Below are 26,987 nucleotides of genomic sequence, written 5' to 3'. Positions count from 1 at the left end.
AAACCCGCTCGACTTGCATGTATTAGGCACGCCGCCAGCGTTCGTCCTGAGCCAGGATCAAACTCTCCATAATAGAAAGATGACTTGCTCATTTGAAGCTAGCGAGATTTTACAATCTCTTTTATAGTCGATTACTCGACTGTGCTTACTCACTCGTTGTTCAGTTTTCAAAGATCAATTATTTCCTTTTTAATCCTTCGCCCCTCAAAGGCGACTTGATTAATATACCACAACGGCCTACTCAATTGCAAGAACTTTTTTTTATTTCTTTCGTTCTTTTGTTCGACCGCCGAAGCGACAAGGAGTAATATAACAAATCCCCTATTGGATTGCAAGCTTTATTTTTATATTTGTTGGATAAGAACGTTAAATAAAAAAAGCCTCACTCTGCGGGAGTAAGGTCTCGATTCTCTTTATTAAATATGGCCGATCACATCTTGTATGAATAGATTTCTTTCGACGGTTAGATTAACAATTGTACCATTCACATTAACCCAAGGTCTAGTCGGATGAGAGCGATCAGAGAACACGATCTCACCTACACGATTGTCACTCAGCTTCACTAGTGTTCCATTACTGATTTGCGTGGCTTTGTTCATGAAGATTTGGACAAATGTAGGATCTACTTTACCGAAGGACTCCGTCAATAACTGCTCTAATACAACGTAAGGTGATAAGGCAACCTTGTAATAACGATCATTCGTCATCGCATTATAAATATCCGCAATGGCTACGATTTTGGCATAGATATGAATCTTATCGGACTTCACACCTAACGGATAGCCTGAGCCGTCCTCCCTTTCATGATGTTGAAGGGCAGTTAGTTTAACACCTTCGTTGATTCCAGACATATTCTTGAGTATCTGGTAGCCAATCAACGTATGTTGCTTAATCTCGTCCATTTCAGCTGCTGTTAATTTATTCTTTTTCTCCAGCAGTGTACTATCCACCTTACTATTACCAATGTCGTGCAGTAAACCTGCCAATGCGATTTGAACCAAATCCTTTTGTGGAAGGCCTGCCCATCTAGCTAGTGAGTACGAGGTTAAACTGACTAGTATACTTTTATGATAAATATACTCATGAAGATTCCGATTTTTGGGAGCAAAGGTGAGCACCTTATAGGCATCAATATGACGAATAAGCGATTCGAGACCTGTACGAATTTCTAAAATGGGAAGCTGTTGTCCACCATTAGCTAAAAGGAAAACTCTTTTGAGCAATTTCACCATATTATGATATTCCACATAAAACGGATGGACTGCCTCCACTTCTTTCACCTTAGTATCTTCAGCAACTTGCTCCACTTCATTGCTGTTCTTAGCTTCAATATAAACAGAAGGAATGAGAAATGCTTTTAGAATCTCGAGTTCTCTTTCCTGAATGACTTTTCCTTTGAGAAAAAGTGTGTTACCCATTTTGGTTATTACGTTATCGCCTAATCTTTCACCATATTTTAGTTGCGAAACGGCTACTGTCGGCACTGTCATTCACTCACCTTACTATTTCGTATACTCCATATTGTAAAGTAAAAGGGATGGGTTTGTAAGCCCCCATCCCTACATTTTATCACATAAAAATTTATAAGCTTCTGGTTACTAGGAAGAGCAAATTCTTACTCCTCCGTCTCAGTTGCCTCAGACGATTCTTCCCAGTCGCCTTCTTCATCAGACTCGTTCTCGTTCTGTTCTTCATTCTTCTGAACACGAGCCAATGTTCCTACTTCATCATCTTCACGTATGTTAATTAGACGAACACCTTGTGTATTACGTCCCATAACAGAAATACCGTCCATGCTTGTACGAATAACAGTACCCGATGCAGAAATAATCATCAGATCTTCGTCCTCTTGCACGACTTTAAGACCAACAATCGGGCCATTTTTCTCGGTAACATTCAACGTTTTGATACCTTTACCACCACGTGTCTGAATCCGATACTCAGAGACAGGCGTCCGTTTACCGAAACCTTTGGATGTTACGATTAGTACACTATTATCTTCATGGACAACGTCCATATCAATGACAGCATCTTCATCATCCAAATGTATGCCTTTTACTCCCGTAGCTGATCTACCCATTGAACGTACATCGCTCTCTGGGAAGTGAATGGACATCCCTAGCTTGGTCCCCATAATAATACCCTGGTTACCGTCTGTTAGCTTAACCCCAATAAGATCATCATCTTCTCGTAAATTAATGGCGATTAAACCACCTTTACGAATGTTGGAGTAATCATCAATTGGCGTTTTCTTCACAACCCCTTGTTTCGTTGCAAAGAAGAGATACTGTTCTGTTTCAAAGCTTTCCACTGGAATTACCGCATTAACGGTTTCCCCTTGTTCGATTTGAATCAGGTTAATGATTGGTGTCCCTCGCGCTGTACGGCTCAAATCTGGAATCTCGTAAGCCTTCAAACGATAGACTTTACCTTTATTCGTAAAGAACATCAGATAATGATGCGTATTCGTCACGAACAAATGTTCGACGAAGTCATTATCTTTCGTATCCATACCGACCACACCACGTCCACCGCGCTTTTGGTTCCGATACGTCGTAACCGGTAGGCGTTTAATGTAGCCAGTGTGTGTAATCGTAATGACAACATCTTCACGTGGAATAAGGTCTTCATCTTCAATACTTTCTTCACCAACTGTAATTTCAGAACGTCGGTCATCACCGAACTTTTCTTTAATTTCATTCAGTTCTTCGCTAATGATCGCAAGTATCAGCTGCTCGTCGGCAAGAATCGCTTTAAGTTCAGCAATTCTCTTCATGAGTTCCGCATATTCAGCTTCAATCTTCTCACGTTCCAAACCAGTCAAACGCTGTAAACGCATATCGAGAATGGCTTGTGCTTGATCCAGGCTCAGGCTAAATGTCGACATGAGTCCTTCTCTCGCCTCATCCGTTGTACGAGAAGAACGAATTAATGCAATGACTTGGTCCAGGTGATCAAGTGCAATACGTAAACCTTCTAAAATGTGCGCTCTAGCTTCCGCTTTACGCAGATCATATTCGGTTCTACGACGAATGACTTCTTGCTGATGTTTAAGATAGTAATGCAGCATCTCACGAAGATTCAAAACTTTTGGTTCCCCGTTGACGAGAGCGAGCATAATAATACCGAAATTAGATTGCATAGCCGTCTGTTTGAACAAGTTGTTCAGAACGACGTTAGGGTTAACATCACGTCGCAACTCAATAACTACACGCATCCCGTTACGGTCGGACTCGTCTCGAAGATCCGTGATGCCATCAATCTTCTTCTCACGCACAAGCTCAGCGATTTTCTCTACTAATCTTGCTTTATTTACTTGATAAGGCAGCTCATTCACAATGATTCTTGCCTTATTATTATTCTCTTCAATAACGGTTCTAGCTCTCATTGTTACAGAGCCTCTACCTGTCGTATAGGCTTGTCTAATTCCTTCACGTCCAAGAATGAATCCTGCAGTTGGGAAATCAGGCCCTTTGATTGCTTGCATTAAGTCCATTGGCGTGACATCCGGATTCTCGATCATCATCTGGATACCCTCGATAACCTCTCTTAGGTTATGTGGGGGAATATTCGTCGCCATACCAACGGCAATCCCTGAACTTCCGTTAACGAGCAAGTTAGGAAAACGAGAAGGGAGAACAACAGGCTCTTGTTCTTCCCCATCATAGTTTGGCGCATAGTCGATCGTTTCTCTGTTAATATCACGAAGGAGCTCCATCGCGATCTTGGACAAACGTGCTTCCGTATAACGCATAGCTGCTGCCATATCACCATCGATGGATCCAAAGTTCCCATGCCCATCAACAAGCATATAACGCAGGGAGAAATCTTGCGCCATCCGAACCATGGTTTCGTAAACAGCAGTATCACCGTGGGGGTGATACTTACCGATAACTTCACCAACGATTCTCGCTGATTTCTTATGTGGCTTATCTGGAGACATACCTAGTTCAGACATCGCAAACAAGATACGACGATGAACCGGCTTCAGACCGTCTCTAACATCTGGCAGTGCGCGACTGACAATGATACTCATCGCATAGTCTAAGAAGGAAGTACGCATTTCGGTCGAAATGTCAATTTCTTTGACTTGCGAATGTAATTCTTCGCTCATGAATGTTCCTCCTGAAAGCTTACATCGTTTGCAACGTCTCAGACGACGTTAGATATCTAAATTTTTCACGTATTTCGCATGTTCCTCGATAAAATCACGTCTAGGCTCTACATTATCGCCCATTAATGAATCAAAGAGTGTATCTGCTTCTATAGCATCTTCGATCGTCACTTGCAGAAGTGTACGGCTTTCCGGATCCATGGTCGTTTCCCACAGCTGCCCCGGATTCATTTCGCCAAGTCCTTTATAACGTTGGACGTTGACTTTCACGCCTTCACCAAACTCTTGCATAATGACTTCACGTTGCTTCTCGTTATACGCATAGCGAATGGTTTTATTACGCTCAAGCTTAAAGAGTGGTGGTTGTGCAATATACACATAGCCAGACTCAATTAGTTTTTTCATGTAGCGGTATAGGAAGGTGAGCAGCAAGGTACGGATATGCGCACCATCCACATCGGCATCCGTCATGAGGATGATTTTGTGATACCGTGCTTTGGCAATATCGAAGTCATCACTGATCCCTGTGCCGAAAGCCGTAATCATCGCACGAATTTCCGTATTGGACAAAATGCGATCCAAACGAGCCTTTTCTACATTCAAAATTTTACCACGCAGAGGCAGAATTGCTTGGAAGTGACGATCACGACCTTGCTTAGCTGAACCACCTGCAGAGTCACCTTCTACAATGTAAATCTCACTGATTGAAGCGTCTTTGGAAGAACAGTCCGCTAGTTTACCTGGCAGGGCACTGACTTCAAGAGCACTTTTGCGGCGAGTTAATTCTCTGGCTTTACGCGCAGCTTCTCTCGCTCTAGCAGCTTGAATCCCTTTTTCAAGGATTTTGCGAGCTACAGCTGGGTTTTCTTCAAGGAACTCTTGCAGCTTCTCTGCGAAAAGAGATTCTACAATACCACGAACTTCGCTGTTACCAAGCTTTGTCTTGGTTTGACCTTCGAACTGTGGCTCAGGAATTTTCACGGAAATAATCGCAGCAAGACCCTCACGCACGTCATCCCCAGAAAGATTGGAGTCGCTTTCTTTGATGGAGTTGTTCTTACGGGCATAGTCATTCAGGATACGCGTTAACGCGCTCTTAAATCCGGACTCATGCGTTCCGCCTTCATGCGTATTGATATTATTGGCAAAAGAGTAAATGTTCTCTGTATAGCTATCGTTATACTGGAGAGCAATCTCGATCGAAATGTTATCCTTAGCACCTTCTACATAGATCGGGACTTCATTGACGACTTCACGGTTGCGATTCAAATGCTGCACAAAGGACACAATACCGCCCTCGTACATATGTGTTGCTACCGTATCCGTACGCTCATCAATCAAGTTAATCTCGATGCCTTTATTCAAGAAAGCAAGCTCTCGAATTCTGGATTGCAGTGTATCAAAATCGTATTCAACCGTTTCTTTGAAAATCTCCGGATCTGGCTGGAACGTAACCGTGGTGCCCGTTTCTTCGGTTTCACCGATGACTTTTACATCATATTGCGGCGTTCCGCGGCGGTATTCTTGTTGATGAATTTGGCCTTTATTCTTTACTTGCACAGTTAAGTGCTCAGACAGCGCATTAACTACGGAAATACCTACACCGTGCAGACCACCTGATACTTTGTAACCGGAATCCTCACCACCGAATTTACCACCTGCGTGGAGCACGGTAAGTACAACTTCAAGTGTTGGTCTTTTCAGCTTGGCATTTTCCCCAACTGGAATTCCGCGTCCATTATCAACAACAGTAACACTGTTATTTTTATGGACGATAACATCAATTTTTGTACAAAATCCGGCCAAAGCCTCGTCAATACTATTATCTACAACTTCCCAAACGAGATGATGAAGTCCTCGGGCACTGGTTGAACCAATATACATACCCGGTCTTTTGCGAACGGCTTCTAAACCTTCCAGAACCTGAATCTGACTGTCATCGTACGCATTTTGATTCACAGACATGCTACTCTTCACCTGCTTTTTTATATTAAAAGAAGTTAATTCGTCAATAACTGGTTGGCTCTTTTCTTGAGCGTTGTTGATGAAATGGGGGAATAGTACACTTTGCTTTTAGTCACGACGAGTGACTTGCAATCTTCCTCGCCAATTTGCTCGGTTCGTTTATCTTTTAATGCTTGTTGGATGAACTGCTTCGAGATCTTGGATGATTTCTCAATCGAAATATCAAATATAGCAATTAATTCAGACGCTCTAATGATTTTCTCTCCACCCAAATGAATAAACATGCTCCTCAGCTCCTGCCGCTTACATTTCCTTTCAAAACATGAAACACGGAAGCATGATCCAGTTGGTCCAAATGAACACTCTCTAGACCTGTTGTCGTAATAAATGTTTGGACTTTCTGCTGAAACGTGCGAATTAACTGTGTCTGTCTATATTCATCCAACTCCGATAGGACATCATCTAGCAAAAGCAGCGGATATTCGCCCACTTCCTCATGAATGAGCTCAATTTCTGCTAGCTTGAGTGATAGCGCGGTTGTACGCTGCTGACCTTGGGAGCCGTACGTTTGGACTTCTTTGTCGTTTATGTAAAAGAGAAGATCGTCACGATGAGGGCCAACTAACGTAACGCCTCTTCGGAATTCCTGATCTTTCACCAAAGATAACTTTATCATAAATTGGTTTAATAAAACAGATTCATCTTCAAATGGCTCCATGTCAAAAGAAGGGGAGTAACGGATAACTAACGATTCACTATCGTTCGTTATCCCTCTGTGGATGTTCTCCGCCCATTTTTGAAGCTTCTTTATGAAGTTTTGACGCTTTTTCATAATTTTAACACCATACTGTGCTAATTGTTCGTTCCAGATGTCCAACATGGCGTCCGGTGAGCTTTTCCCCGGGTAATTTTGCTTTAAATAATTATTCCGCTGCACCAAAATTTTCTGATACTGGGATAGGTCATGAATATAAGAGGGTTGTACCTGGCCAATTTCCATATCCAGAAAACGACGCCTGATGCCAGGTGTTCCTTTGACGATCTCTAAATCTTCTGGCGCAAACATGACGACGTTCAGTGCACCAATAAAATTACTGAGCTTTTTTTGCTCAAGGCCATTAATCTTCGCCTTTTTCCCCTTGGACGAGATGGAGAGATCCAACTTACAGTTCCCGTACAATTTCTGAATCTCTGCATGTAGCAGCGTTTGCTCACCATTCCAGCCAATTAATTCTTTATCTTGATGTGTTCGGTGCGACTTGGTCATGGCCATTACATAAATGGATTCCAGCAAATTGGTTTTGCCTTGCGCATTAGGGCCAACGAAAATGTTCACGTTATTCGATGTTGATAATTCAACATGATCGTAATTTCTATAATGACTGAGTACGAGTTTGTTTAGAAACATGGCCGATCATCCTCCTGGTTCATTCAATCAGGAGCTTATGACCTCGAATTGTCCAAAACCTTCTACCTTGACGATATCCTGTGGCACAAGTTTCCGACCTCTACGATTTTCAGCTTGCCCGTTTACTTCAATTTTGGTTTCCACAACGAAAAATTTAGCTTGTCCACCTGTGGATATACAGTCCGATAATTTCAAAAACTGCCCAAGTGTAATGTATGCAGTGTTGATAACTATTTGTTTCATAACGAGCGCTCCTTAATTCGTTGTTCGATATGGCAGAATTAATTGCAAGATATTCGTGGAATCTTGCGGTTTCATAATGATCGGCTGCATAGCTCCTGTAAACCCAATTTGGATAAACTCGGAGTCCAGCACTTTAAGTGCATCCAACATATATTTGGAGTTAAACGAAATCTTAAGTAAGTCACCAACAATATGCTGCAGGGCAATTTGCTCCGTAACTTTTCCTAGCTCTGAAGAGCTGGAAGAGATTTCAATGGATTTGTCTTCAAGCATCATCATTTTAACGATATTCGTTTTGTCTTCTTTGGAGAGAAGGTAAGCACGATCGATTGCTTCCGCCAATTCCTTCGTTGGAACAACCATTTCCGTTTGAAAAGATTGAGGAATGAGCTTAGATGTATCCGGGTAAGTCCCATCTAAAATACGCGAATAAAATAAAATCGATTGAATTTTGAATAAAACTTGGTTGTCCGAAATAACTATATCTATAAGGGTGTTTTGATCAGGCAAAATTTTGCTTAACTCATTCAGGGTCCGTCCTGAAATAACGATATTGGGTAGATTTTGCGCGAGCTCATTATCAACAGTTACTTCTCTACTTGCCAAACGATGACGATCGCAGGCAATAAACTTTAGTTTATCTCCGGTAATGTTCCAAAGAACCCCTGTAAGAATAGGTGTCGATTCATTGGTGGATACCGCATAAGACGTTTGTTTAATCATTGTTTTAAGTAAATCACTTGGAAGGCGAAGCATTTTACTTTCTTCGATTTCAGGAAGTAGTGGATATTCATCTGGATCTAGACCCATAATCTGAATTTCGGAAGACCCTGAACGAATAATCGTTTGGAAGTTAGCTTTGACTTCAATTTCAATCAATTGAGCTGGCAGCTTACGGATGATTTCAACGAAAAATTTAGCGGGAAGTACAACACTCCCAGCTTGGATTAATTCAATGATTTTAATTGTGCTGTTTTCGCTAGCTGTAAAGCTTTGAATAGAGATATCGGTATCACTAGCTGTTAGTGTTACACCGCTTAAGGTTGCATCTATTTTGATCCCTGTAAGAATGGGTATCGTAGTTCGAGAGGATATGGCTTTGGAAACGTGACCAATGGATTCGATTAAATGGTCTTTTAGGATAGTTAATTTCATGACTTCACTCCTGCAGTTCTTTTTTTACGATGCGTTAGCATAATCATTATATAATAACATTCTTTATTAGTAATAGCAGTAGGGGCTCTGGATATGTGGATATGTGGATGAACCTGAGATAGAGCAAGCCTATCCACATGTGAATAGATTGTGCATAGGCTTATGAAAAAAGTGATGTTATTAAGAGGGGTTTTTTATACGTTCCGTTAGGTTATGAACAATCTTATATAATTCTTGATCGACTTTTAGCTGCTGCACGATTTTCTCATGCGCATGTATGACGGTTGTATGATCGCGACCCCCAAAATTATCTCCGATTTTCGGCAATGAGAAGTCTGTGAGCTCCCGTGCAAGGTACATTGCTACCTGTCTTGGGAACGCCACGGCCTTTGTTCGTTTACGCGCTTTGAAATCCTCGAGCTTTAAACCATAGAATTCTCCAACTCGCTGTTGAATATCCTGTATCGTAATGACCCTTGGCCGGTTCGATGGGATGATATCTTTCAACGCTTCGGCTGTTAAATGAACGCTGATATCTTGATTAATAAGTGATGAATACGCAACTACACGTATTAATGCACCCTCTAACTCTCGAATGTTCGTATCAATTTGGTTTGCGATATAGATCATAGCTTCATTTGGAATCTCGAGATTTTCGGCTTTAGCTTTTTTGCGCAAAATGGCGATACGTGTTTCTAAATCTGGTGGCTGAATATCCGTAATAAGTCCCCATTCAAATCGTGAACGCAACCGATCCTCTAAGGTCGGAATCTCTTTGGGCGGACGGTCACTCGAAATAATAATCTGCTTTCCTTCTTCATGAAGCGCATTAAATGTGTGGAAAAATTCCTCTTGCGTTCCTTCTTTCCCAGCAAGGAATTGAATATCATCGATAAGCAGGACATCAATTGTACGGTACTTATTGCGAAAGCCTTCCCCGCGGTTATCACGAACAGCGTTAATGAATTCATTCGTAAACTTTTCGGAGGATATATATAGAACCCGAGAACCTGGGTTATGTTCAAGTACATAATGTCCGATAGCATGCATGAGATGAGTCTTACCTAATCCAACTCCCCCGTATAAAAAGAGCGGATTGTAAGCTTTTGCTGGTGCTTCAGCTACTGCAAGGGAAGCTGCGTGAGCAAAACGGTTACCAGATCCGATAACGAAAGTATCAAAGGTGTACCTGGCATTCATCATACTTGTGAAATTTTCTTCTCCAGCTACAATAGCTGGACCTTTAGGAGGAATGACAACTGGTTGAATGGATGTCATCGATTGTGTCTTTTGCTCTTCGGTTTCAATGACGAACTTCACGGATACATGCTTACCCGTATAATCGTAGATCGTACCTTCGATTAGCTTCGTGTATCTGCTTTCTAGCCATTCCTGCGCAAAATTATTCGGCGCGCAAATAATGACTGTGGAATCGTTGAATACGGTTGCCTTAGTCGACTTGAGCCAGGTGTCAAAGCTGGGTTTGCTAAGCTTTGTTTGAATAATCGTTAAAATTTGTTGCCAAAGGTCCGTAGAATGGCCTTCCACAGTACTTCACTCCTTTTGAATCAAACATGTGGCATAGGCCAGGTGAAACATGGATATGATTTATGGATAAAACGTGAAACGAACAACTCACGTTGGAATTGTATAGATTAGGTAGTTAGCATATAGTGTGCCCAAATTTCTACTAAAAGAATCTTATGTCTGGTGGGGTCAAAAAAGGATGACTTTTGTCGGTTTTATCCACAATGTTAAGGATCCGCAGAAATGACTTATTCTTATAGAGGGTAGTTTGTGCACATTGTTATCCACAGGATGTTGATAACTCGGAGGTTTAGTGGTGTATATCCACAGCAGAAACATTACTATCTTAACAAAAGATACCTTGTTAATCAACGGATTGTTTCGTATTATCCACAATAACAACAAGTTGTGGGTAGAAATTGTTCACAACACAAGATATTGTTGATATTCTGTTGATTTTCGACAAAGTTTGTTCTTTCTCGTCAAAAGTTTATTCACAGCTTATTCTTTTGATCGGCAATACGAGATTCTGCTATCCAAATACTGCACACTTGGGTAGGTTGACTTTCTTCTGTGAAAATGATTTAATGAGTAGTAGAAATTTTGTAGGATGGATATCCTCAGCCAGGTAGGGAGGTGCTATAGATGGGTCCAACATTTAACCCGAATACGAGAAAGCGTAAGAAGAACCATGGTTTCCGTAAAAGAATGAGCACGAAGAACGGTCGTAAAGTTCTACAAGCTCGTCGTCTTAAAGGAAGAAAAGTTCTTAGCGCGTAAAAAGAGGCTCCGAAAGGGGCTTTTTTTTTTGCATTTTGTTGTTTGGTTTACATCGAGCTGGTTTTGTTAAAACTAGATAAGATATGTAGTGTTCTTTCAATATAATGAATGTGATCTGTCTGGAGTGTACATGGCTGTGGAGAAACAGTATCGGTTAGCGAAAAGAGAAGATTTTAGCAAGGTGTATCGCTATGGGAAATCTATGGCCAATCAGCAATTCGTGCTCTATTATTTGCCGCAGCCCAAAGCAGATGAATTTCGGTTTGGAGTTTCGGTTTCTAAAAAGATCGGCAATGCGGTTGTTCGGAATCGATTGAGACGGATGATGAAAGAAGTCATTCGATTAAAAAAAGAAAACATGACTCCTCAATATGACTACATTCTGTTGGCTAGAAAACCAGTTGTGGATATGGCATATGCAGACATGGAGAAGAGTATATGGCATGTAATTCGCAAAGCTTCTTTATATAGAAAAAATGACACTACAAAAAAGTAATGCATTATTTCCTTGCAGGCTTAAGATGTGTTATAGTTTATCTTGGAAAAGACATTTAGGAGGATCTCATTTTGACTCGTCGAATTTATATGCTAGTAGCACTGTCTTCGGTGATTTTACTTTTGTCCGGATGTAGCCCGTCAAGTGCAGCATCAGCGCCAATCGACCCGAACACGGCTAATTTTTTCACTAAGTACTTTACGTACCCGCTTTCACAAACGCTCGACTGGTTCGCCGATCATCTATGGGGTCAATATGGATTATCTATCTTGGTTGTTACCTTGATTATTCGATTGATTATTTTGCCGCTTACGCTTAAGCAATACAAAAGCTCTAAACGGATGCAGGATCTGCAGCCTGAAATGAAGAAGCTTAAAGAGAAATATAAAGATGATGCGAAAAAGCAACAAGAAGAAACGATGAAGCTATTTCAACAAAATGGTGTTAATCCGTTAGCTGGTTGTTTTCCTATCATCGTGCAAATGCCAATTCTAATTGCTCTATATCAAGCGATCATGCGTAATCAAGAAATTCATGAGCACACGTTCTTGTGGTTGAATCTTGGTAAACCGGATCACTTGTACATTTTACCGTTGATTGCCGCGGCTACGACGTTCATTCAACAAATGTTTATGTCTTCCCAAATGAATCAACAAATGAAAAGCTTAATGTACATTTTCCCGGTCATGATTTTCGTTATGTCCATGAATTTTGCATCGGCACTTCCGCTATACTGGATTTACGGTAACATTTTCACAATCGTTCAGTCTTATTTCATCTATGGTGCTCCTGGTTCACAAAAAAAGCCTGGATCTCAAAATAATAAGGGTGGCCTGTCGAAATGAAGAAAATCGTGGTGACTGGAAAGACAATTGAACTAGCCGTTAAATCTGGTCTAGATCAATGGCAAGTTTCGGAGGATCGTGTACATATTCATATTTTGGAACAGCCCTCACGAGGGTTGTTCGGGTTTATTGGATCCAGAGTTGCGAAGGTTGAGCTCGAATTGATACCCGATCCACTTGAGGAAGCGATAGCTTTCTTACAAGATATGTTCGAAGCGATGCAAATTTCCATCACCATAGATACGCATAAAGATCGTGAAGGCTATATCTTAAACATGAGTGGTTCGGAATTAGGTATCTTGATCGGTAAAAGAGGACAAACACTCGATGCCCTTCAATATTTAGTTAATATTGTTGGTAATCGGTATGCGAATTCTCATTTCCGCATTATTTTAGATGCGGAGAATTTCCGTGATCGCCGTAAGAAAACGCTCGAAGAGCTAGCGCTAAGATTGGCGAACCGTGTCATTAAGTCCAAAAAAGAAGTGATTTTGGAGCCTATGAATTCGCAGGAACGCAAAATTATTCATGCTGAATTGCAGGGGCATCCTGTTATCAAAACGTACAGTAAAGGCGAAGAACCGAATCGTCGGGTTGTCATCGCTGTTAAATAACACAGATCGCAATGACTTGGTTCATATGTCATTGCTTTTTCTTTAAGATGAGGTAAATTCGAGGTGCAAATACTATGTTAAATGATACGATTGCTGCTATTTCTACACCGCTCGGTGAGGGTGGGATAGCGGTTATTCGTGTGAGCGGCGAGGATTCTGTCACATACGTTGAACGTATTTTCCGCTCAAAAACGAAATTATCTGTTGCTGACACGCATACGGTACATTATGGATTCATTATAGAACCTGCTTCTGCCGAAAAGGTAGAGGAGGTTCTAGTTACGTTAATGAAAGCTCCGCGTTCTTTCACGATGGAGGATGTTGTTGAAATTAGTTGCCATGGCGGGATTGTATCGGTTAAAAAGGTGCTTGATTTGCTGCTAGTACAAGGCGTTCGTTTAGCAGAGCCAGGTGAATTTACGAAGCGTGCTTTCTTGAATGGCCGAATTGACTTAACGCAAGCAGAAGCAGTTATTGACCTGATTCGTGCTAAATCGGATCGAGCTTTCAAGGTTGCTTTGAAGCAAGTTGAGGGTAATTTATCTAAGCAAATTAAATATTTGCGTTATATTCTTGTTGAGTTGATGGCGCATGTTGAGGTTAATATTGATTATCCGGAACATGATGTAGAGGAAATGACGAACACGTTCATCAAGACGAAGTGCGAGACGGTCATGTATGATATTGATCGTTTATTGGTGACCGCGGAACAAGGTAAAATACTGCGTGAAGGCATTGAGACAGCCATTGTAGGCAAACCTAATGTTGGGAAGTCTTCCTTGTTAAATGAGTTGGCGCAAGAGAATCGCGCTATCGTTACTGATATTCCGGGGACTACGCGGGATGTCATTGAAGAGTTCGTTAATATTGGTGGTATTCCGTTGAAGCTGCTAGATACAGCAGGGATTCGAGAAACTTCAGATATTGTCGAACAAATTGGCGTGGAACGTTCGAAGACAGCGTTAGCTGAGGCTGACCTTATTTTACTAGTATTAAATAGTAATGATGAGCTCCAACTGGATGAGATTGCACTAATGAAGCAGTTAGCTGATAAACAAACGATCGTTATTCTAAATAAGATTGATTTGGATCGCAAGCTAGATGTGGAACAAGTTCTTAGTTATTTCCCGAAAGAGCGTATCGTAGAGCTATCTCTGATTGAGAATAAAGGTATTGAGGATTTGGAAAAAGCAATCGCTGCGATATTCTTCGAAGGGAAGTTAGAATCGAGTGATCTAACATATGTGAGCAATGTTCGTCATATTTCATTGTTGAAGCAGGCTAAGCGTTCTCTACAGGATGCATTGGATGCGAATGAACAATATGTTCCTATTGATATGATTCAAATTGACATTCGAGCTGCATGGGAGCAGCTTGGTGAAATTATAGGAGATTCGGTAGGCGAGTCCCTGATAGATCAAATTTTTACACAATTCTGCTTAGGAAAATGAAAATCGACAGCATTTGCGTTTTCATAAAAGAGGGAGGGACGTTTCTATGGGATATCATGCAGGAGATTATGATGTTATTGTTATCGGTGCCGGCCATGCTGGTTGTGAAGCCGCGTTAGCTTCAGCTCGTATGGGGTGCAACACCTTGCTATTAACGATCAATTTAGACATGGTCGCTTTCATGCCTTGTAACCCATCCATCGGTGGGCCAGCGAAGGGACACGTTGTTCGTGAGATCGACGCTCTTGGTGGCGAGATGGGTCGCAACATTGATAAAACATATATTCAACTTCGTATGTTGAATACAGGCAAGGGGCCGGCGGTTCATGCACTTCGTGCTCAAGCCGACAAATTTTCGTATCAGCACAAAATGAAAGAAACGATTGAAGCAACGGCTAATTTGACTTTGCGTCAAGGGATGGCAGAAGAGCTTATCGTTGAGAACGGTGTTTGTAAAGGTCTGATTACAAAAACAGGCGCTGAGTATTACGCAAAATCTGTCGTTTTGACGACGGGTACGTATTTGCGCGGTAAAGTGATTATGGGCGAACTGATGTACGAGAGTGGGCCTAATAATCAACAGCCATCTGTTAAATTATCCGAGTCCTTGCGCAAGCTTGGTTTCGATCTAGTTCGTTTCAAAACGGGAACGCCTCCACGCGTTCATGGAGATACGATTGATTTTAGTAAAACAGAAATTCAGCCTGGCGATGAGCAACCGAAGTTTTTCTCGTTCGAAACGGAATATGGTTCTAATCATAATCAACAATTGCCTTGCTGGTTAACTTATACATCTGCAGAAACTCACCAAATTATTAATGATAACCTCCATCGCGCTCCGATGTTTTCTGGTGCTATCGAGGGGACTGGGCCAAGGTATTGTCCTTCTATTGAAGATAAAATTGTTCGTTTCGCTGATAAGGCAAAGCATCAAATCTTCCTAGAGCCAGAAGGTCACAGTACGTCGGAATACTATGTGCAAGGTCTCTCTACAAGTATGCCGGAAGACGTACAACTGGGTATTCTACGGTCCATTCCTGGTTTAGAAAAAGTTGAAATGATGCGTACTGGTTACGCGATTGAGTATGATGCGGTTGTGCCTACGCAACTTAAACCTTCATTAGAAACGAAGCTGGTTAGTGGCCTATTCACGGCTGGGCAAATCAACGGAACATCTGGCTATGAAGAAGCAGCTGGTCAAGGTGTTATGGCAGGGATTAATGCAGCACGTAAAGTACAAGAGAAAGAAGCTATTGTCCTGGATCGTTCAGAAGGCTATATCGGAGTTCTCATTGATGATCTCGTTACAAAAGGAACAAGCGAGCCTTATCGTTTGCTCACTTCACGTGCGGAGTATCGTTTGCTACTCCGCCATGACAATGCAGATCTACGCTTGACGCCAATTGGTCATGAGATAGGATTAATCTCGGAAGAGCGCTACGCGAAGTTTTTGAATAAAAAATCGTTAGTAGATCAAGAAATTGAACGTATATCTGAAGTGAAGGTAAGACCAGAGCCTCACGTTCAAGAATTGCTTCGCAGCTTGGAAAGTGTGGAATTGACGAATTCGGTTCCTGCAATCTCCTTGTTGCGTCGTCCAGAGATTGAATATAAGCATATTGAACAAATGACGATGTCTCCTTTTAATTTAGATGAAGATATGAAGGAGCAAGTGGGCATTCAAGTGAAATATGCAGGCTATATTGAAAAACAAAGCAATCAAGTTGATCGTCTACGCAAAATGGAAAAGAAAAAGATTCCGGATGATATTGAGTACAGCGAAATTCATGGGATTGCTACGGAAGCTAAGCAGAAACTCGCGAAAATTCGCCCAATCTCAATTGGTCAAGCATCTCGGATTAGCGGGGTTACACCTTCTGATATTTCGATCTTGCTTGTATATCTCGAACATTACAATAGAGTCATAGCGGCTAGAGGTTAAGATATGGATGCTATACAGCAACAATTCACGGAATTATTAGCGAAAGAAAACATTACACTTTCTACACAACAGCTATTACAGTTCGAACAGTATTACAAGACGCTTGTAGAGTGGAACGAAAAAATGAATTTGACTGGCATAACAGAAAGAGATCAAGTTTATCTCAAACATTTCTATGATTCTCTTTCCGTGGCTTTTAACTTTGATATGGCGCAGGTTAAGTCTCTTGCTGATATCGGTTCAGGCGCTGGATTTCCAAGCATACCTCTTAAGATTGCCTTTCCTCATCTTCAAGTTACGATTGTTGATTCCTTGAATAAACGTATTTTGTTTCTTAAGGAAATTGTGGCTCAACTTGGTTTGACGAATATGGATTGCGTGCATGGCAGGGCAGAGGATATTGGAAGGTTACCTCGCTATCGTGATCACTTCGATCTCGTAACTGCAAGAGCAGTTGCGAAGATGCAAGTGTTAAATGAGTTCTGTCTTCCATTCGTTAAGAGTGGTGGTACTTTCATTGCTATGAAGGGCTCTGAAATAGAGGAAGAGATTAACGACTCTTCCTTTAGTTTAGTAGAATTGCGAGGCAAAGTTATTAAGATTAATCGTATGATTTTACCTATTGAAGAATCTGTGAGACACTTTGTTGAAATTCGGAAGACGGCTGCGACTCCAGCAAAATACCCGCGTAAGGCAGGAATTCCGCTGAAAGAGCCACTCACCAAATGAAAAATGTTTCACGTGAAACATTTGCTAGCAATCCTATTAAATAGAAGGATTATTGCCTTCAATGGAGAATACCTATATAAGGTGAAAGCCCGTCTCATACTGGCTTCGCCTTAGATTTTATTTGTCATGTTGTAGTTGGATATTCGCAATTGATAGATTAAATTTACTAGAATCAGACAGCATGAATGACATCGTCTCGGAACGGCGAATAGATCGTTTCACCTTGTACAGGACGGATAGATCCCTTGATAAATAGTGGACGATGTAGCCGTTTATTGCAACTGTACTGATCGCTTAAACTACGGGAAGAGTTGGTGGTAAGTTTTCCTATGAAAGAACAAATATCGAAGCTATTTGGCCTTGCAGATCGTTCAACGACAGATGAGGTCAAAAACATACCCGTAAATAGTATTATTCCTAGTCCCTATCAGCCGAGAACATTATTCGACGATGATCGTATTGACGAACTGTGCCAAACCATTCGTACACATGGTATTATTCAACCCATTGTTGTTCGAGTGAAAAATGGTACTTTTGAATTGATTGCCGGCGAACGACGCTTGCGAGCTGTGAAAAAGTTAGGGCTCGATACGATTCCAGCTATCGTTCGAGACTTTAATGATTCACAAGCAGCATCGATCGCACTTATTGAGAATCTGCAGCGTGAAGGACTTACTGCAATTGAAGAGGCTGCAGCATATCATCAATTGATTGAAATGCATGATCTTACGCAAGAGAGTCTCGCACAGAGACTTGGCAAAAGCCAATCAACGATTGCGAATAAGATCCGTCTTTTACAATTGAGTGAACCGGTTAAGATGGCTTTGATGGAACGTAAGATTACAGAACGTCATGCAAGAGCTTTATTGGCCTTGGATGAAGAAGAACAACAGGTTAAGTTACTAGAAGAAATCATCACCAAAGAATTAAATGTGAAACAAACCGAAATTAAAATTAGTTTCTTAAAGGAAGCGGCGAAGATTAAGAAGTCGCGTCGAGTATCCTTTACGAAAGATGTTCGACTTGCCCTCAATACGATTCGACAATCCGTTGAAATGGTTTCAAGTTCGGGCTTACATATTAATACATCAGAACAAGATCATGAAGATCATTACGAAATTATAATTAAGATTCCTAAGCGATAATTTAGGCATTCCTGCTACCTAAAACGGCGCAAGCCGTTTTTTTTGCATCTAATGGCACGAATCTATCAAATATTCATAAGGTAACTGAGAGATAGATATGGTAAGATAGTACTACTGCTTGTTAAATAGCATTATGGAACATAAGCGATAGAGGTGAAATGGTTTTGTCTAAAATTATTGCAATAACGAATCAGAAGGGTGGCGTCGGTAAGACGACGACTTCTGTGAATCTAGGCGCTTCATTAGCTTCGCTTGGTAAACGCGTTCTTTTGGTCGATATTGACCCGCAAGGGAACACAACAAGTGGTATTGGTATCAATAAAGCTGATGTTACAAATTGCATCTATGATGTATTGATTAATGATGTGCATCCGAAAGATGCGACGTTTGACACGAATGTACCGAATCTTAAAATTGTTCCAGCTACAATTCAATTGGCTGGTGCAGAGATTGAATTAGTACCAACCATTTCAAGAGAAGTTCGATTAAAGAAGTCACTTCAACTTGTCAAACACTTATATGATTATATTTTGATAGATTGCCCTCCATCACTTGGCCTTTTAACGATCAACTCTTTAACTGCCGCGGATTCCGTAATCATCCCTATTCAATGTGAATACTACGCATTAGAAGGTTTAAGTCAACTTCTAAACACCGTGCGATTGGTGCAAAAGCATTTAAATACAGGTCTTCAAATTGAAGGCGTACTATTGACGATGTTTGATGCAAGGACGAATTTAGGTATTCAGGTTATTGAAGAAGTTAAGAAGTATTTTCAAACAAAGGTATATCAGACGATTATCCCTCGTAATGTACGCTTGAGTGAAGCGCCGAGTCATGGGCAATCCATTATTACGTACGATCCTAGATCAAAGGGCGCGGAAGTTTATTTAGAACTTGCTAAGGAAGTGATCTCAGTATGACCAAAGGCCTCTCTAAAGGTTTAGGTAAAGGATTAGACGCACTAATTACGTCCTTGCATATTGATGAGAGCGATAAAGTCATTCAAATTCCATTGGCTCAGCTAAGAGCTAACCCGTATCAACCAAGGAAACATTTCAATGAAGATAGCATTAGAGAACTTTCAGAATCGATCAAAGAGCATGGCGTTATTCAACCAATCATTGTTCGGAAAGTTCTTAAAGGTTACGAGATCATTGCAGGTGAACGTCGTTTCCGTGCATCACAAGTTGCAGGGACGCCAACTATTCCAGCTGTTGAACGAATTCTATCCGATCAGCAGGTAATGGAAATCGCGTTGATTGAGAACGTTCAACGTGAGGATCTCAATGCACTGGAGATTGCTTTTGCTTACCAAGGTATTATTGATCAGTTCTCGTTAACACAAGAAGAACTTTCAGCGAAGGTTGGGAAAAGCAGATCACACATTGCAAACTTCCTTCGATTGCTTTCTCTTCCGGAAGCGATTAAACAATATGTTTCACGTGGAACATTATCAATGGGACATGCGAGAGCTATTGTCGGTGTGAAGGACGATAAGATTAAGAAAGAACTTGCCGAGTCAACGATCTCTAAACAATGGAGTGTTAGGGAGCTTGAAGAAGCGATTAAAATGCTAGAAGAACAACCGGGTACTGAAAAGGAAAAATCAAAACAAAAAGAAAAAAATAGAGATCCGTATATTAATCAAGTAGAAGAGCAATTGCGAGACATTTATCGGACATCCGTTAAAATTAAAACTCAGCAGGATAAAGGGAAGATCGAGCTGCTCTATTACTCAAAAGATGATCTCAACCGACTGCTAGAATTATTGCAAGGTAAAATCTCTTAAAAATTGCTAGCATACCTATGTTTTTCTTTCGAGCAGAAAGAACAAACTAAGGTATGCTATATTTTTGACCATACATATATAGAATAGGTAATTTAAGAGCTCAAATGTGTACTTTCCATTGGCGATAGAACCTACTTCCCAAGGCAGACGTCTCCTTTTATGGGGGAGTGCTGATGATGCAGGTAGAGATTTCTCATAAGGAGTTGGGAACATGAAGGGCGTTATGTATTTCGATCAAGCAGCATCCTCGTGGCCGAAGCCACCAGCGGTGATGGATGCAATGATACAATGCATGCAAGAGTATGCAGCCAATCCAGGTAGGGGCAGCCACCAAATGGCGGTGAAGGCAAGTCGTACGTTATTCGAGACTAGAAAGAATCTAGCAAAGTTGTTCGGTGTTAGAAACCCCAATGATATTTCGTTTGCATTAAATACAACACATGCTTTGAACCAGGCGATTAAAGGTTTCGTGAAGTCTGGCGATCATGTGATTTGCTCTAACGTTGAACACAATTCGGTGAGAAGACCGCTTGAATATTTGAAAGCAACAGCTGGGGTTGAGCTTACCTATTTGCAACATGATGAACAAGGGAATATGCACTTAAATGATCTGAAAGAAGCCCTTCGACCGAATACAACATTGGTCGTGGTGAATCATAGTTCCAACCTGCTTGGCACGATTATGCCGATTGCCGAGATTGGGGAGATCTGCAAAAGTCATGGTGCGAAGCTGCTTGTAGACGCGGCTCAGAGCGCTGGTGTACTGCCTATTCATGTCGCAGATATGAATATCGACATGCTTGCCTTCCCAGGCCACAAAGGGCTCCTGGGGCCTCAGGGAACGGGTGGGTTATATATCCATCCGGATATAGATTTGGAGCCGTTACTACACGGTGGAACGGGCAGTCAATCTGAAGCGATCTATCAACCTACGGTGCGTCCTGATCGCTACGAAGCAGGGACACAGAACACCCCAGGCATTGCAGGATTGAACGAAGGTGTGAAGTTCGTCCTTAGCGAAACAGTGGACAAGATTCATGCCAAAGAATGGGCACACACGCAGCAATTAATGGAAGGGCTACTGGGAATTGAAGGAGTGACGATTCTAGGGCCGAAGCTTGGACAAAATAAAACAGGAATCGTTTCCTTCAACATTCAAGATGTGGATTCATCGGAAGTGGCATTCATTCTCGATCAGTCATTCCAAATAGCCGTACGAGCAGGCTATCATTGCACACCGCTTGCTCATGAAGTTGCTGGGACCTTGGCAAAAGGAGCAGTGCGCACAAGTATCGGTTATTTTACAACGGATGAAGAAGTAGCTGCACTTATTGAGGCCGTTAAAGAGATTCAAACGCAATATGCGAAGTAGAAAGAGGGATAGGGCATGGGGGAACTGTTTGGCTTGAATGCAGAGTACGTAATGTTAGTTTGTTTTGCATGCATTCTGGTGCTGTTTATTACGATTATTATTATTTCAATTCGCTTGTCATCTTTGCGGAAACGTTATATGCGGATGATTAATGGTTCTAGTGCTGAAAATATGGAGCAAGTATTACTCGATATGCAGACCGCGTTGAACGAGCAAAAGGCCGAATCCGTAGAGACTTCGACCCGAATTTCTAATATTCATCAATCCATGAAGAAGATGACATCAAGCATAAAAATTCGCCGCTACAATGCTTTCAATGAAGGCGGTAGTGATCTTAGTTTTTCTTTAGCTATGCTAAATGAAGAACAGGATGGTGTGATTGTTACAGGAATACATAGTCGAGAGCAAATGTATGTATACGCTAAGCCGATTACAAAGGGGCAATCCAGTTACACATTAAGTCCGGAAGAGAAAGAAACGCTTACTCAAACTTTAAAGCAGTCGTAGCACTTGGGGCAAAAGATTGGGTACGTCTGATTGCAGCGTAGAGGGCATCGCCGATGACCGTCGCCATATTCATAACGAGGCTAAGCCGCGTATTTTGCAAGACGAAGTATTCCATAAATCCGCCTACGTTCACGATCCCCGTGACATGAATGTCACCAACGGGAGGCAGATCTTTATTGACACCGGCACCTGGCTTGAGTGGTCCATAAGCTACCTGGATACAGCCGACACTAGCAACTTGCCCTAAGCAAGCATCAACGGCTACGATGAATGGATTTTGGAATTGCTTGTGAATCGTTTCAACCGTTTCAGCTAAATTCATCGCATGGACAGGTTCATCTAACGTGCCGAATAAATGAAGATTGCGGAGAGTAGTTGTACGATTTAAATGGGAGCCAACCAGTGGTCCGAGAGCGTCCCCCGTAGAACGATCTGTCCCTACACAGATAACAACGATAGGTTGATAGGTTGGTAGTTTACTGAAAATCGCTTGCAAATGCTTTGCGAGAAGATAAGGTGTATTGGAATCGGTATGCTGAATTTTCAATGGTTCTTGCACTGGGGTTTTATCGCCGTCGAATCCAAAATGGAATTTCATGATATCCCTCCAAAGTAGTAAATCTTTTTTACTAGTATATGGAGAGAGAGGCACATTTATACGTAGAGGGGAGAGCTTTCTCTGGAATATTCGATTATGTTGATAGCTTTCGATTCTACCCAACAAGCTTTAAGAGCAGAGATGCTGCTAGAGTATGCGGATATCGAGATAGATATCAGGCCCACACCGAAAGAGATTACAGCGGGATGTGCGCTATCTATTGAATTTCCAGGAGCCGATCTTGTGCAAGTTCAAGAGATCATAGAGAGCGAAAGCGTTGAAATTAGGGGAATCTATTTTAAAAAAGAAGATGGATATGGTACCATAGTAGAAAAATAAGGAGGCTTACTAGTGTCTTTTGAAACACAATTTTTTGAAAATCTGATTCATTGGATTCGAGAGCATATCAGTAAACCTGAAATCATTGCTTCCGTATTCTGGATTATTATTAAAATCGCACTTATTTACGTCATTGCTAGAGTGATCATTAAAATTGCTGACAAAACGATAGCTCACATGGTGATAGCCAGAGAGAGGTCGCCACTCAATATTGATAGAAGAAGATCGAATACCATCTCCATTCTCGTACATAATCTTATTGCCTATACGGTAAATCTAGTTGCAATCATGTTGATCCTCGGTCAAGTAGGCTTGAACTTGGGCCCATTACTCGCTGGTGCAGGTGTACTCGGGTTGGCGATAGGTTTCGGAGCACAGAGTTTGGTGAAGGATGTTATTACAGGATTCTTTATTATTTTCGAGGATCAGTTCGGTGTTGGCGATGTTATTCAAATTGATCAATTCAAAGGGACCGTTGAGGAAATTGGCATTCGTGTGACACGTATCAAAAGCTGGACCGGTGAGGTTCACATTATCCCTAACGGAAATATTAAGCAAGTGACCAACTTTTCAACTTATAATTCAATTGCTATCGTTGATGTATCCATTGCGTATGACGCTGACATTGATCGTGCGATGGTCTTATTAAATGAAGTTGTCGCTGAAGTGCATGAACGCACAGAAAGTATCGTTAAAGCGCCTCAAGTACTTGGTGTGCAGATGATTGGGAATACGGACTTGAAGATCCGAGTTATTGCGGAATGCAAGCCGAACAAACAAGGGGAAGTCAGCCGGATTTTAAATGCAGAGATTAAGAAGTATTTAGATACCCATGGCATCAAACAAGAAAAAGTGGAGGGGAACTAAGATGGAGAAGAAAGAATACCAACTTGGCGATGTTGTACAGATGAAAAAGCCCCATCCATGCGGTACAAATGAAATGGAAATTATTCGAATGGGTATGGATATTCGGATTAAATGTGTAGGCTGCAAGCACAGTGTCCTAGTGCCAAGAACGAAGTTCGAAAGCAAGCTCAAAAAAATATTGCGCAGCAATGCAGCAACAGAAGAAGAGACGAGCTAAACTTTTCACAAAAAATAGTAAAACACTTGCGAGAGACAGACTTTTTTGATACAATAAGTCCTGTTCTCATTTTCTTGGAAAGGTACCCAAGTGGTCCAAGGGGGCTGACTCGAAATCAGTTAGGCGTCGCGAGGCGTGCGTGGGTTCGACTCCCACTCTTTCCGTACTAGAACACACAAAATAAAAGCCGTTTATATCCTTTAAGGGTATAGGCGGTTTTTTTGTTGTCCTGTTTAGAAATCGTGAAATTGGTTTATATGAAAAATAAGGGATAAAACCTAAGGATACGTAGCAACCTAATAGTTAGGTTATGGAAAATAGCTTATAGGAGGACGATATACATGAAAAGATGGATGATAGTACTTGCGGTGGTTGCTGTAATGGCCTCAGGCTGCGCTAAGAAGGAAGATACGACAACAGCTAGTCCAACACCGGGAGTGACGGTTCAGCCCTCAGCAGGGGCTTCTGCGACGCCTAGTGGGACGACGAGTGGTGGGGCTGGAACTGCGTCTCCTACACCGAAAGCTACGGCAGGCGGTGGAGCGGCAGAGACACCTTCACCGATAACCAAAGAACAAGTAGAGAAGATCTCGATGACGAGCACGTACGATGATATGGTGAAACAAACGGGATCGAAAGGTAAGTTAGTGAAAGAAGAGAATGGCAAACGTACGTATGAATTTGCGATTACGAACCAACCAGGATATTACGCTGAAATTGTCTATTTTGCGGATGGGAAAATTTCTGAGAAGCGAGTGTATCAGAAGTAGGGGATTGAGTAAGTAGATTCGTATTTCGGGAAATAACAGCATTAAAATGAAACACCCCTCATTTTGAGTTCATGAGGGGTGTTTGTTCATCGTATGAAATTACATCCGTTTGCCGCCTTTTTTATGCCATTTGCGATTATGATTGCTTGTTGCTGGGAAGGTATCGCCTTTTCTCAAGGTAACTGTCTTAGGATTGTTAATCCCCATATGGAAGGCATTCTCGCCAATTTCCATATATTCACCATCGTTAGGAACATGATCGCCTTCATTAAAATGTGTCCATTCACCCACGATTGAATCACCTCTTTATCAGAATAACAATCATAGTTAGATTGCCCCAAGAAGGCCCAAGCATGTACCTGATTACTTACCAGCTTCCACCTGTGCGAATCGTGGGATAAAAACTTGTAATTTGCCGCGTGATTTGCTATAGTATTCAGGTGCGAGTTTTGAATAAGAATCCTCGCTCCTTGCTCCATCGCTTGCCTAGCAAGTTTGAATAGGAGCCGCTTAGTCCAAAAGGAGGTGAAATACATGCGCAAATATGAATTGATGTACATCATTCGTACTGACATTGAGCAAGAAGTTGTTCAATCTACGGTTGAAAAATTTCAAGGCATCATCTCGAACGGTGGGGGAGAAATCTCCAAACATGACCTGATGGGTAAACGCCGTCTTGCGTATGAGATCAAGAAGTTCCGTGACGGGCACTACGTGCTTGTACACTTCAACGCAGAACCTGCTGTTGTAACTGAACTTGATCGCGTACTTAAGATTTCGGACGAAGTTATTCGTCACTTAATCGTAAACGACGTAGCTTAATCATGCCAGTATTTTTCGTCAGGAGGGTTGTTCCATGTTGAACCGTGTCATTCTTATCGGTCGATTGACCAGAGATCCAGAACTTCGTTATACACCAGCTGGGGTAGCAGTTACCCAATTCACACTTGCTGTAGATCGTCCTTTCACGAGCGGTGGCTCGAAAGAACGTGAAGCGGACTTTATCAATATCGTCACGTGGAGGCAGCTTGCCGAAACATGCGCGAATTATTTGCGTAAAGGTCGTTTAACAGCAGTTGAAGGACGCATTCAAGTGCGTAACTACGACAACAATGAAGGAAAACGTGTTTACGTGACCGAAATTATTGCCGACAATGTACGTTTCCTTGAATCTAGCGGCGGGAATCGCGAAGAGGGCGGATCCTCTAATGCAAACGCAGGCGGCTATAGCGGCGGCGGAAGCAGCAATCGTGGCGGTGGATCGCGCGAGCAGCAGGATCCTTTCATAGATGACGGAAAACCGATCGATATTTCCGATGATGATTTGCCATTTTAAACGTAGAAAGGACTGAAGAGACACAATGGCCTTCCAAAAAAGAGACAACAATGGTGATGATCGTGCTGATCGCAAATTTGCTCCTCGTGGCAAAGGCGGTAAAGGCAAACGCCGTAAAGTTTGTTACTTCACAGTAAACAAAATCAAGCATATTGATTATAAAGATATCGAGACTCTTAAAAAGTTCATCAGTGAGCGCGGGAAGATTCTTCCTAGACGTGTAACTGGTACTTCCGCTAAGTACCAACGTGCTTTGACGATCGCTATCAAGCGTTCCCGTACAATCGCGTTGCTTCCTTACACAACGGAATAGGTTTTATCATCAAAGGCAGCTGGTCAAACGGCTGTCTTTTTTGTTTGTCCAGAAAGAGATTGAATACTCCTGCAGAGGCTTTCTTTTCTAGTGCCTATTTGTGGTATAATTGATCAATATCGTTTCTGCTGAGATGAGGAGTGATGACGGTTGCTGAATAGGGAAAAAGAAGTTGACCTAGCCAGACGGGCCAAAGTCATTGAGTGGCTCAAAACAGAAGTCGTAGATCATGTAGCTCACCTGCTCAAAGGCATGTGGGAAGGCAGTCATGCAAAGATGATGGACGGATTGGCCAGTCTGATTTCGAGTGGCTATATTTTAGGCCGAAGACTGGGGATTTCTTATCACAGTTTGGACGAAGCTATTATTGAGAAAATGAAGAAGCACCGCCAAGAGGGCCATCAACTTGAGGACTGGTACGGCGACATTTCATCGCTCGAAGAACATTTACGTAAGAGGTGA

Annotated in this window: 30 protein-coding genes, 1 tRNA gene and 1 rRNA gene; 21 read left to right on the top strand and 11 right to left on the bottom strand. The window is 41.8% G+C overall.

All coding sequences use genetic code 11. The features are described 5' to 3' along the window. The 9 genes from AC58QM_RS24400 to dnaA all read right to left on the bottom strand — a co-directional run. Positions 1-73, bottom strand: a 16S ribosomal RNA gene (locus AC58QM_RS24400); the annotation flags it as partial. A 343-nt stretch (positions 74-416) separates the two neighbouring features. Then, positions 417-1,484, bottom strand: coding sequence for an HD-GYP domain-containing protein (locus AC58QM_RS24395; RefSeq protein WP_497287446.1), 1,068 nt, complete (start codon positions 1,482-1,484; stop codon positions 417-419). A gap of 131 nt (positions 1,485-1,615) precedes the next feature. Beyond that, positions 1,616-4,114 (bottom strand): DNA gyrase subunit A, encoded by a 2,499-nt coding sequence (gene gyrA / locus AC58QM_RS24390; RefSeq protein ID WP_497287432.1) that lies wholly within the window; start codon positions 4,112-4,114, stop codon positions 1,616-1,618. Positions 4,115-4,162: 48 nt separating this feature from the next. Beyond that, the gene (gyrB, locus tag AC58QM_RS24385; RefSeq protein WP_497287431.1) at positions 4,163-6,079 is read right to left on the bottom strand and encodes a DNA topoisomerase (ATP-hydrolyzing) subunit B; all 1,917 of its coding nucleotides are present in this window, start codon (positions 6,077-6,079) and stop codon (positions 4,163-4,165) included. A gap of 35 nt (positions 6,080-6,114) precedes the next feature. Continuing rightward, on the bottom strand, positions 6,115-6,363 hold the full coding sequence (remB, locus tag AC58QM_RS24380; protein WP_173117070.1) for an extracellular matrix regulator RemB: 249 nt from the start codon (positions 6,361-6,363) through the stop codon (positions 6,115-6,117). Between the two features lie 5 nt (positions 6,364-6,368). Further along, positions 6,369-7,487, bottom strand: coding sequence for a DNA replication/repair protein RecF (gene recF / locus AC58QM_RS24375; RefSeq protein ID WP_497287430.1), 1,119 nt, complete (start codon positions 7,485-7,487; stop codon positions 6,369-6,371). Between the two features lie 27 nt (positions 7,488-7,514). Further along, complete coding sequence (yaaA, locus tag AC58QM_RS24370) at positions 7,515-7,730, bottom strand: S4 domain-containing protein YaaA (protein ID WP_056622694.1); 216 nt, start codon at positions 7,728-7,730, stop codon at positions 7,515-7,517. A 12-nt stretch (positions 7,731-7,742) separates the two neighbouring features. Continuing rightward, the gene (gene dnaN / locus AC58QM_RS24365) at positions 7,743-8,885 is read right to left on the bottom strand and encodes a DNA polymerase III subunit beta (protein WP_497287429.1); all 1,143 of its coding nucleotides are present in this window, start codon (positions 8,883-8,885) and stop codon (positions 7,743-7,745) included. Between the two features lie 180 nt (positions 8,886-9,065). Next, positions 9,066-10,433, bottom strand: a complete 1,368-nt coding sequence (gene dnaA / locus AC58QM_RS24360) for a chromosomal replication initiator protein DnaA (protein ID WP_497287428.1) — start codon at positions 10,431-10,433, stop codon at positions 9,066-9,068. A gap of 624 nt (positions 10,434-11,057) precedes the next feature. On the opposite strand from dnaA, the gene rpmH reads away from it, so the two are divergent. The 12 genes from rpmH to AC58QM_RS24300 all read left to right on the top strand — a co-directional run bounded on the left by rpmH (position 11,058) and on the right by AC58QM_RS24300 (position 22,085). Beyond that, a complete protein-coding gene (rpmH, locus tag AC58QM_RS24355; RefSeq protein WP_028557239.1) occupies positions 11,058-11,192 on the top strand; it encodes a 50S ribosomal protein L34 in 135 nt (44 codons plus the stop codon). Positions 11,193-11,328: 136 nt separating this feature from the next. Then, entirely contained in the window at positions 11,329-11,688 is a 360-nt protein-coding gene (gene rnpA, locus AC58QM_RS24350; protein WP_497287445.1) for a ribonuclease P protein component, read from the top strand. A gap of 71 nt (positions 11,689-11,759) precedes the next feature. Next, entirely contained in the window at positions 11,760-12,533 is a 774-nt protein-coding gene (yidC, locus tag AC58QM_RS24345) for a membrane protein insertase YidC (RefSeq protein ID WP_056622684.1), read from the top strand. Then, on the top strand, positions 12,530-13,147 hold the full coding sequence (jag, locus tag AC58QM_RS24340) for an RNA-binding cell elongation regulator Jag/EloR (protein ID WP_057314190.1): 618 nt from the start codon (positions 12,530-12,532) through the stop codon (positions 13,145-13,147). Before yidC ends, jag begins: the two co-directional genes overlap by 4 nt. Before the next feature lie 74 nt (positions 13,148-13,221). Further along, positions 13,222-14,598 carry a tRNA uridine-5-carboxymethylaminomethyl(34) synthesis GTPase MnmE gene (mnmE, locus tag AC58QM_RS24335; protein WP_497287427.1) on the top strand — a complete coding sequence of 459 codons (1,377 nt, stop codon included), beginning with the start codon at positions 13,222-13,224 and terminating at the stop codon, positions 14,596-14,598. A 46-nt stretch (positions 14,599-14,644) separates the two neighbouring features. Further along, the gene (gene mnmG / locus AC58QM_RS24330) at positions 14,645-16,540 is read left to right on the top strand and encodes a tRNA uridine-5-carboxymethylaminomethyl(34) synthesis enzyme MnmG (protein WP_497287426.1); all 1,896 of its coding nucleotides are present in this window, start codon (positions 14,645-14,647) and stop codon (positions 16,538-16,540) included. Positions 16,541-16,543: 3 nt separating this feature from the next. Beyond that, the gene (rsmG, locus tag AC58QM_RS24325) at positions 16,544-17,269 is read left to right on the top strand and encodes a 16S rRNA (guanine(527)-N(7))-methyltransferase RsmG (protein ID WP_497287425.1); all 726 of its coding nucleotides are present in this window, start codon (positions 16,544-16,546) and stop codon (positions 17,267-17,269) included. Positions 17,270-17,598: 329 nt separating this feature from the next. Then, on the top strand, positions 17,599-18,414 hold the full coding sequence (gene noc, locus AC58QM_RS24320) for a nucleoid occlusion protein (protein WP_497287424.1): 816 nt from the start codon (positions 17,599-17,601) through the stop codon (positions 18,412-18,414). Positions 18,415-18,578: 164 nt separating this feature from the next. Then, positions 18,579-19,337: a ParA family protein gene (locus AC58QM_RS24315; protein ID WP_068667017.1), complete on the top strand. Its 759-nt coding sequence runs from the start codon at positions 18,579-18,581 to the stop codon at positions 19,335-19,337. Beyond that, positions 19,334-20,206 (top strand): ParB/RepB/Spo0J family partition protein, encoded by an 873-nt coding sequence (locus tag AC58QM_RS24310; RefSeq protein WP_497287423.1) that lies wholly within the window; start codon positions 19,334-19,336, stop codon positions 20,204-20,206. The genes AC58QM_RS24315 and AC58QM_RS24310 overlap by 4 nt, the downstream gene beginning before the upstream one ends. Before the next feature lie 211 nt (positions 20,207-20,417). Next, positions 20,418-21,578, top strand: a complete 1,161-nt coding sequence (locus tag AC58QM_RS24305) for an aminotransferase class V-fold PLP-dependent enzyme (RefSeq protein WP_497287422.1) — start codon at positions 20,418-20,420, stop codon at positions 21,576-21,578. A gap of 15 nt (positions 21,579-21,593) precedes the next feature. Continuing rightward, positions 21,594-22,085, top strand: a complete 492-nt coding sequence (locus AC58QM_RS24300; protein WP_497287421.1) for a DUF4446 family protein — start codon at positions 21,594-21,596, stop codon at positions 22,083-22,085. Here the strand turns inward: AC58QM_RS24300 and yyaC are convergent. Beyond that, positions 22,060-22,683, bottom strand: coding sequence for a spore protease YyaC (gene yyaC, locus AC58QM_RS24295; RefSeq protein ID WP_310499877.1), 624 nt, complete (start codon positions 22,681-22,683; stop codon positions 22,060-22,062). The two genes, AC58QM_RS24300 and yyaC, sit on opposite strands and share 26 nt — an antisense overlap. A gap of 96 nt (positions 22,684-22,779) precedes the next feature. On the opposite strand from yyaC, the gene AC58QM_RS24290 reads away from it, so the two are divergent. The 5 genes from AC58QM_RS24290 to AC58QM_RS24270 all read left to right on the top strand — a co-directional run bounded on the left by AC58QM_RS24290 (position 22,780) and on the right by AC58QM_RS24270 (position 24,876). Next, entirely contained in the window at positions 22,780-23,022 is a 243-nt protein-coding gene (locus AC58QM_RS24290; RefSeq protein WP_497287420.1) for a putative Se/S carrier protein, read from the top strand. A gap of 12 nt (positions 23,023-23,034) precedes the next feature. Beyond that, a complete protein-coding gene (locus tag AC58QM_RS24285; protein ID WP_497287419.1) occupies positions 23,035-23,889 on the top strand; it encodes a mechanosensitive ion channel family protein in 855 nt (284 codons plus the stop codon). Between the two features lies 1 nt (position 23,890). Next, positions 23,891-24,106, top strand: coding sequence for a DUF951 domain-containing protein (locus AC58QM_RS24280; protein WP_497287418.1), 216 nt, complete (start codon positions 23,891-23,893; stop codon positions 24,104-24,106). A 76-nt stretch (positions 24,107-24,182) separates the two neighbouring features. Then, positions 24,183-24,270, top strand: a tRNA-Ser gene (locus AC58QM_RS24275). 177 nt (positions 24,271-24,447) lie between these two features. Further along, on the top strand, positions 24,448-24,876 hold the full coding sequence (locus AC58QM_RS24270) for a hypothetical protein (protein WP_497287416.1): 429 nt from the start codon (positions 24,448-24,450) through the stop codon (positions 24,874-24,876). A 99-nt stretch (positions 24,877-24,975) separates the two neighbouring features. On the opposite strand, the gene AC58QM_RS24265 is transcribed toward AC58QM_RS24270, so the two are convergent. Next, the gene (locus AC58QM_RS24265; protein ID WP_028557224.1) at positions 24,976-25,167 is read right to left on the bottom strand and encodes a YjzC family protein; all 192 of its coding nucleotides are present in this window, start codon (positions 25,165-25,167) and stop codon (positions 24,976-24,978) included. A gap of 243 nt (positions 25,168-25,410) precedes the next feature. On the opposite strand from AC58QM_RS24265, the gene rpsF reads away from it, so the two are divergent. The 4 genes from rpsF (at position 25,411) to AC58QM_RS24245 (ending at position 26,987) form a co-directional block, all read left to right on the top strand. Beyond that, positions 25,411-25,698, top strand: a complete 288-nt coding sequence (gene rpsF, locus AC58QM_RS24260) for a 30S ribosomal protein S6 (protein WP_436239400.1) — start codon at positions 25,411-25,413, stop codon at positions 25,696-25,698. A gap of 34 nt (positions 25,699-25,732) precedes the next feature. After that, positions 25,733-26,212 (top strand): single-stranded DNA-binding protein, encoded by a 480-nt coding sequence (ssb, locus tag AC58QM_RS24255; protein WP_497287415.1) that lies wholly within the window; start codon positions 25,733-25,735, stop codon positions 26,210-26,212. Positions 26,213-26,237: 25 nt separating this feature from the next. Next, complete coding sequence (rpsR, locus tag AC58QM_RS24250) at positions 26,238-26,525, top strand: 30S ribosomal protein S18 (RefSeq protein WP_028557221.1); 288 nt, start codon at positions 26,238-26,240, stop codon at positions 26,523-26,525. Positions 26,526-26,675: 150 nt separating this feature from the next. Then, positions 26,676-26,987 (top strand): MazG-like family protein, encoded by a 312-nt coding sequence (locus AC58QM_RS24245; RefSeq protein WP_310499885.1) that lies wholly within the window; start codon positions 26,676-26,678, stop codon positions 26,985-26,987.

The sequence above is a fragment of the Paenibacillus sp. J22P165 genome, assembly GCF_059692015.1.
The sequence above is the reverse complement of the archived record's forward strand: the minus strand, read 5'-3'. Positions and strand labels throughout refer to the sequence as shown.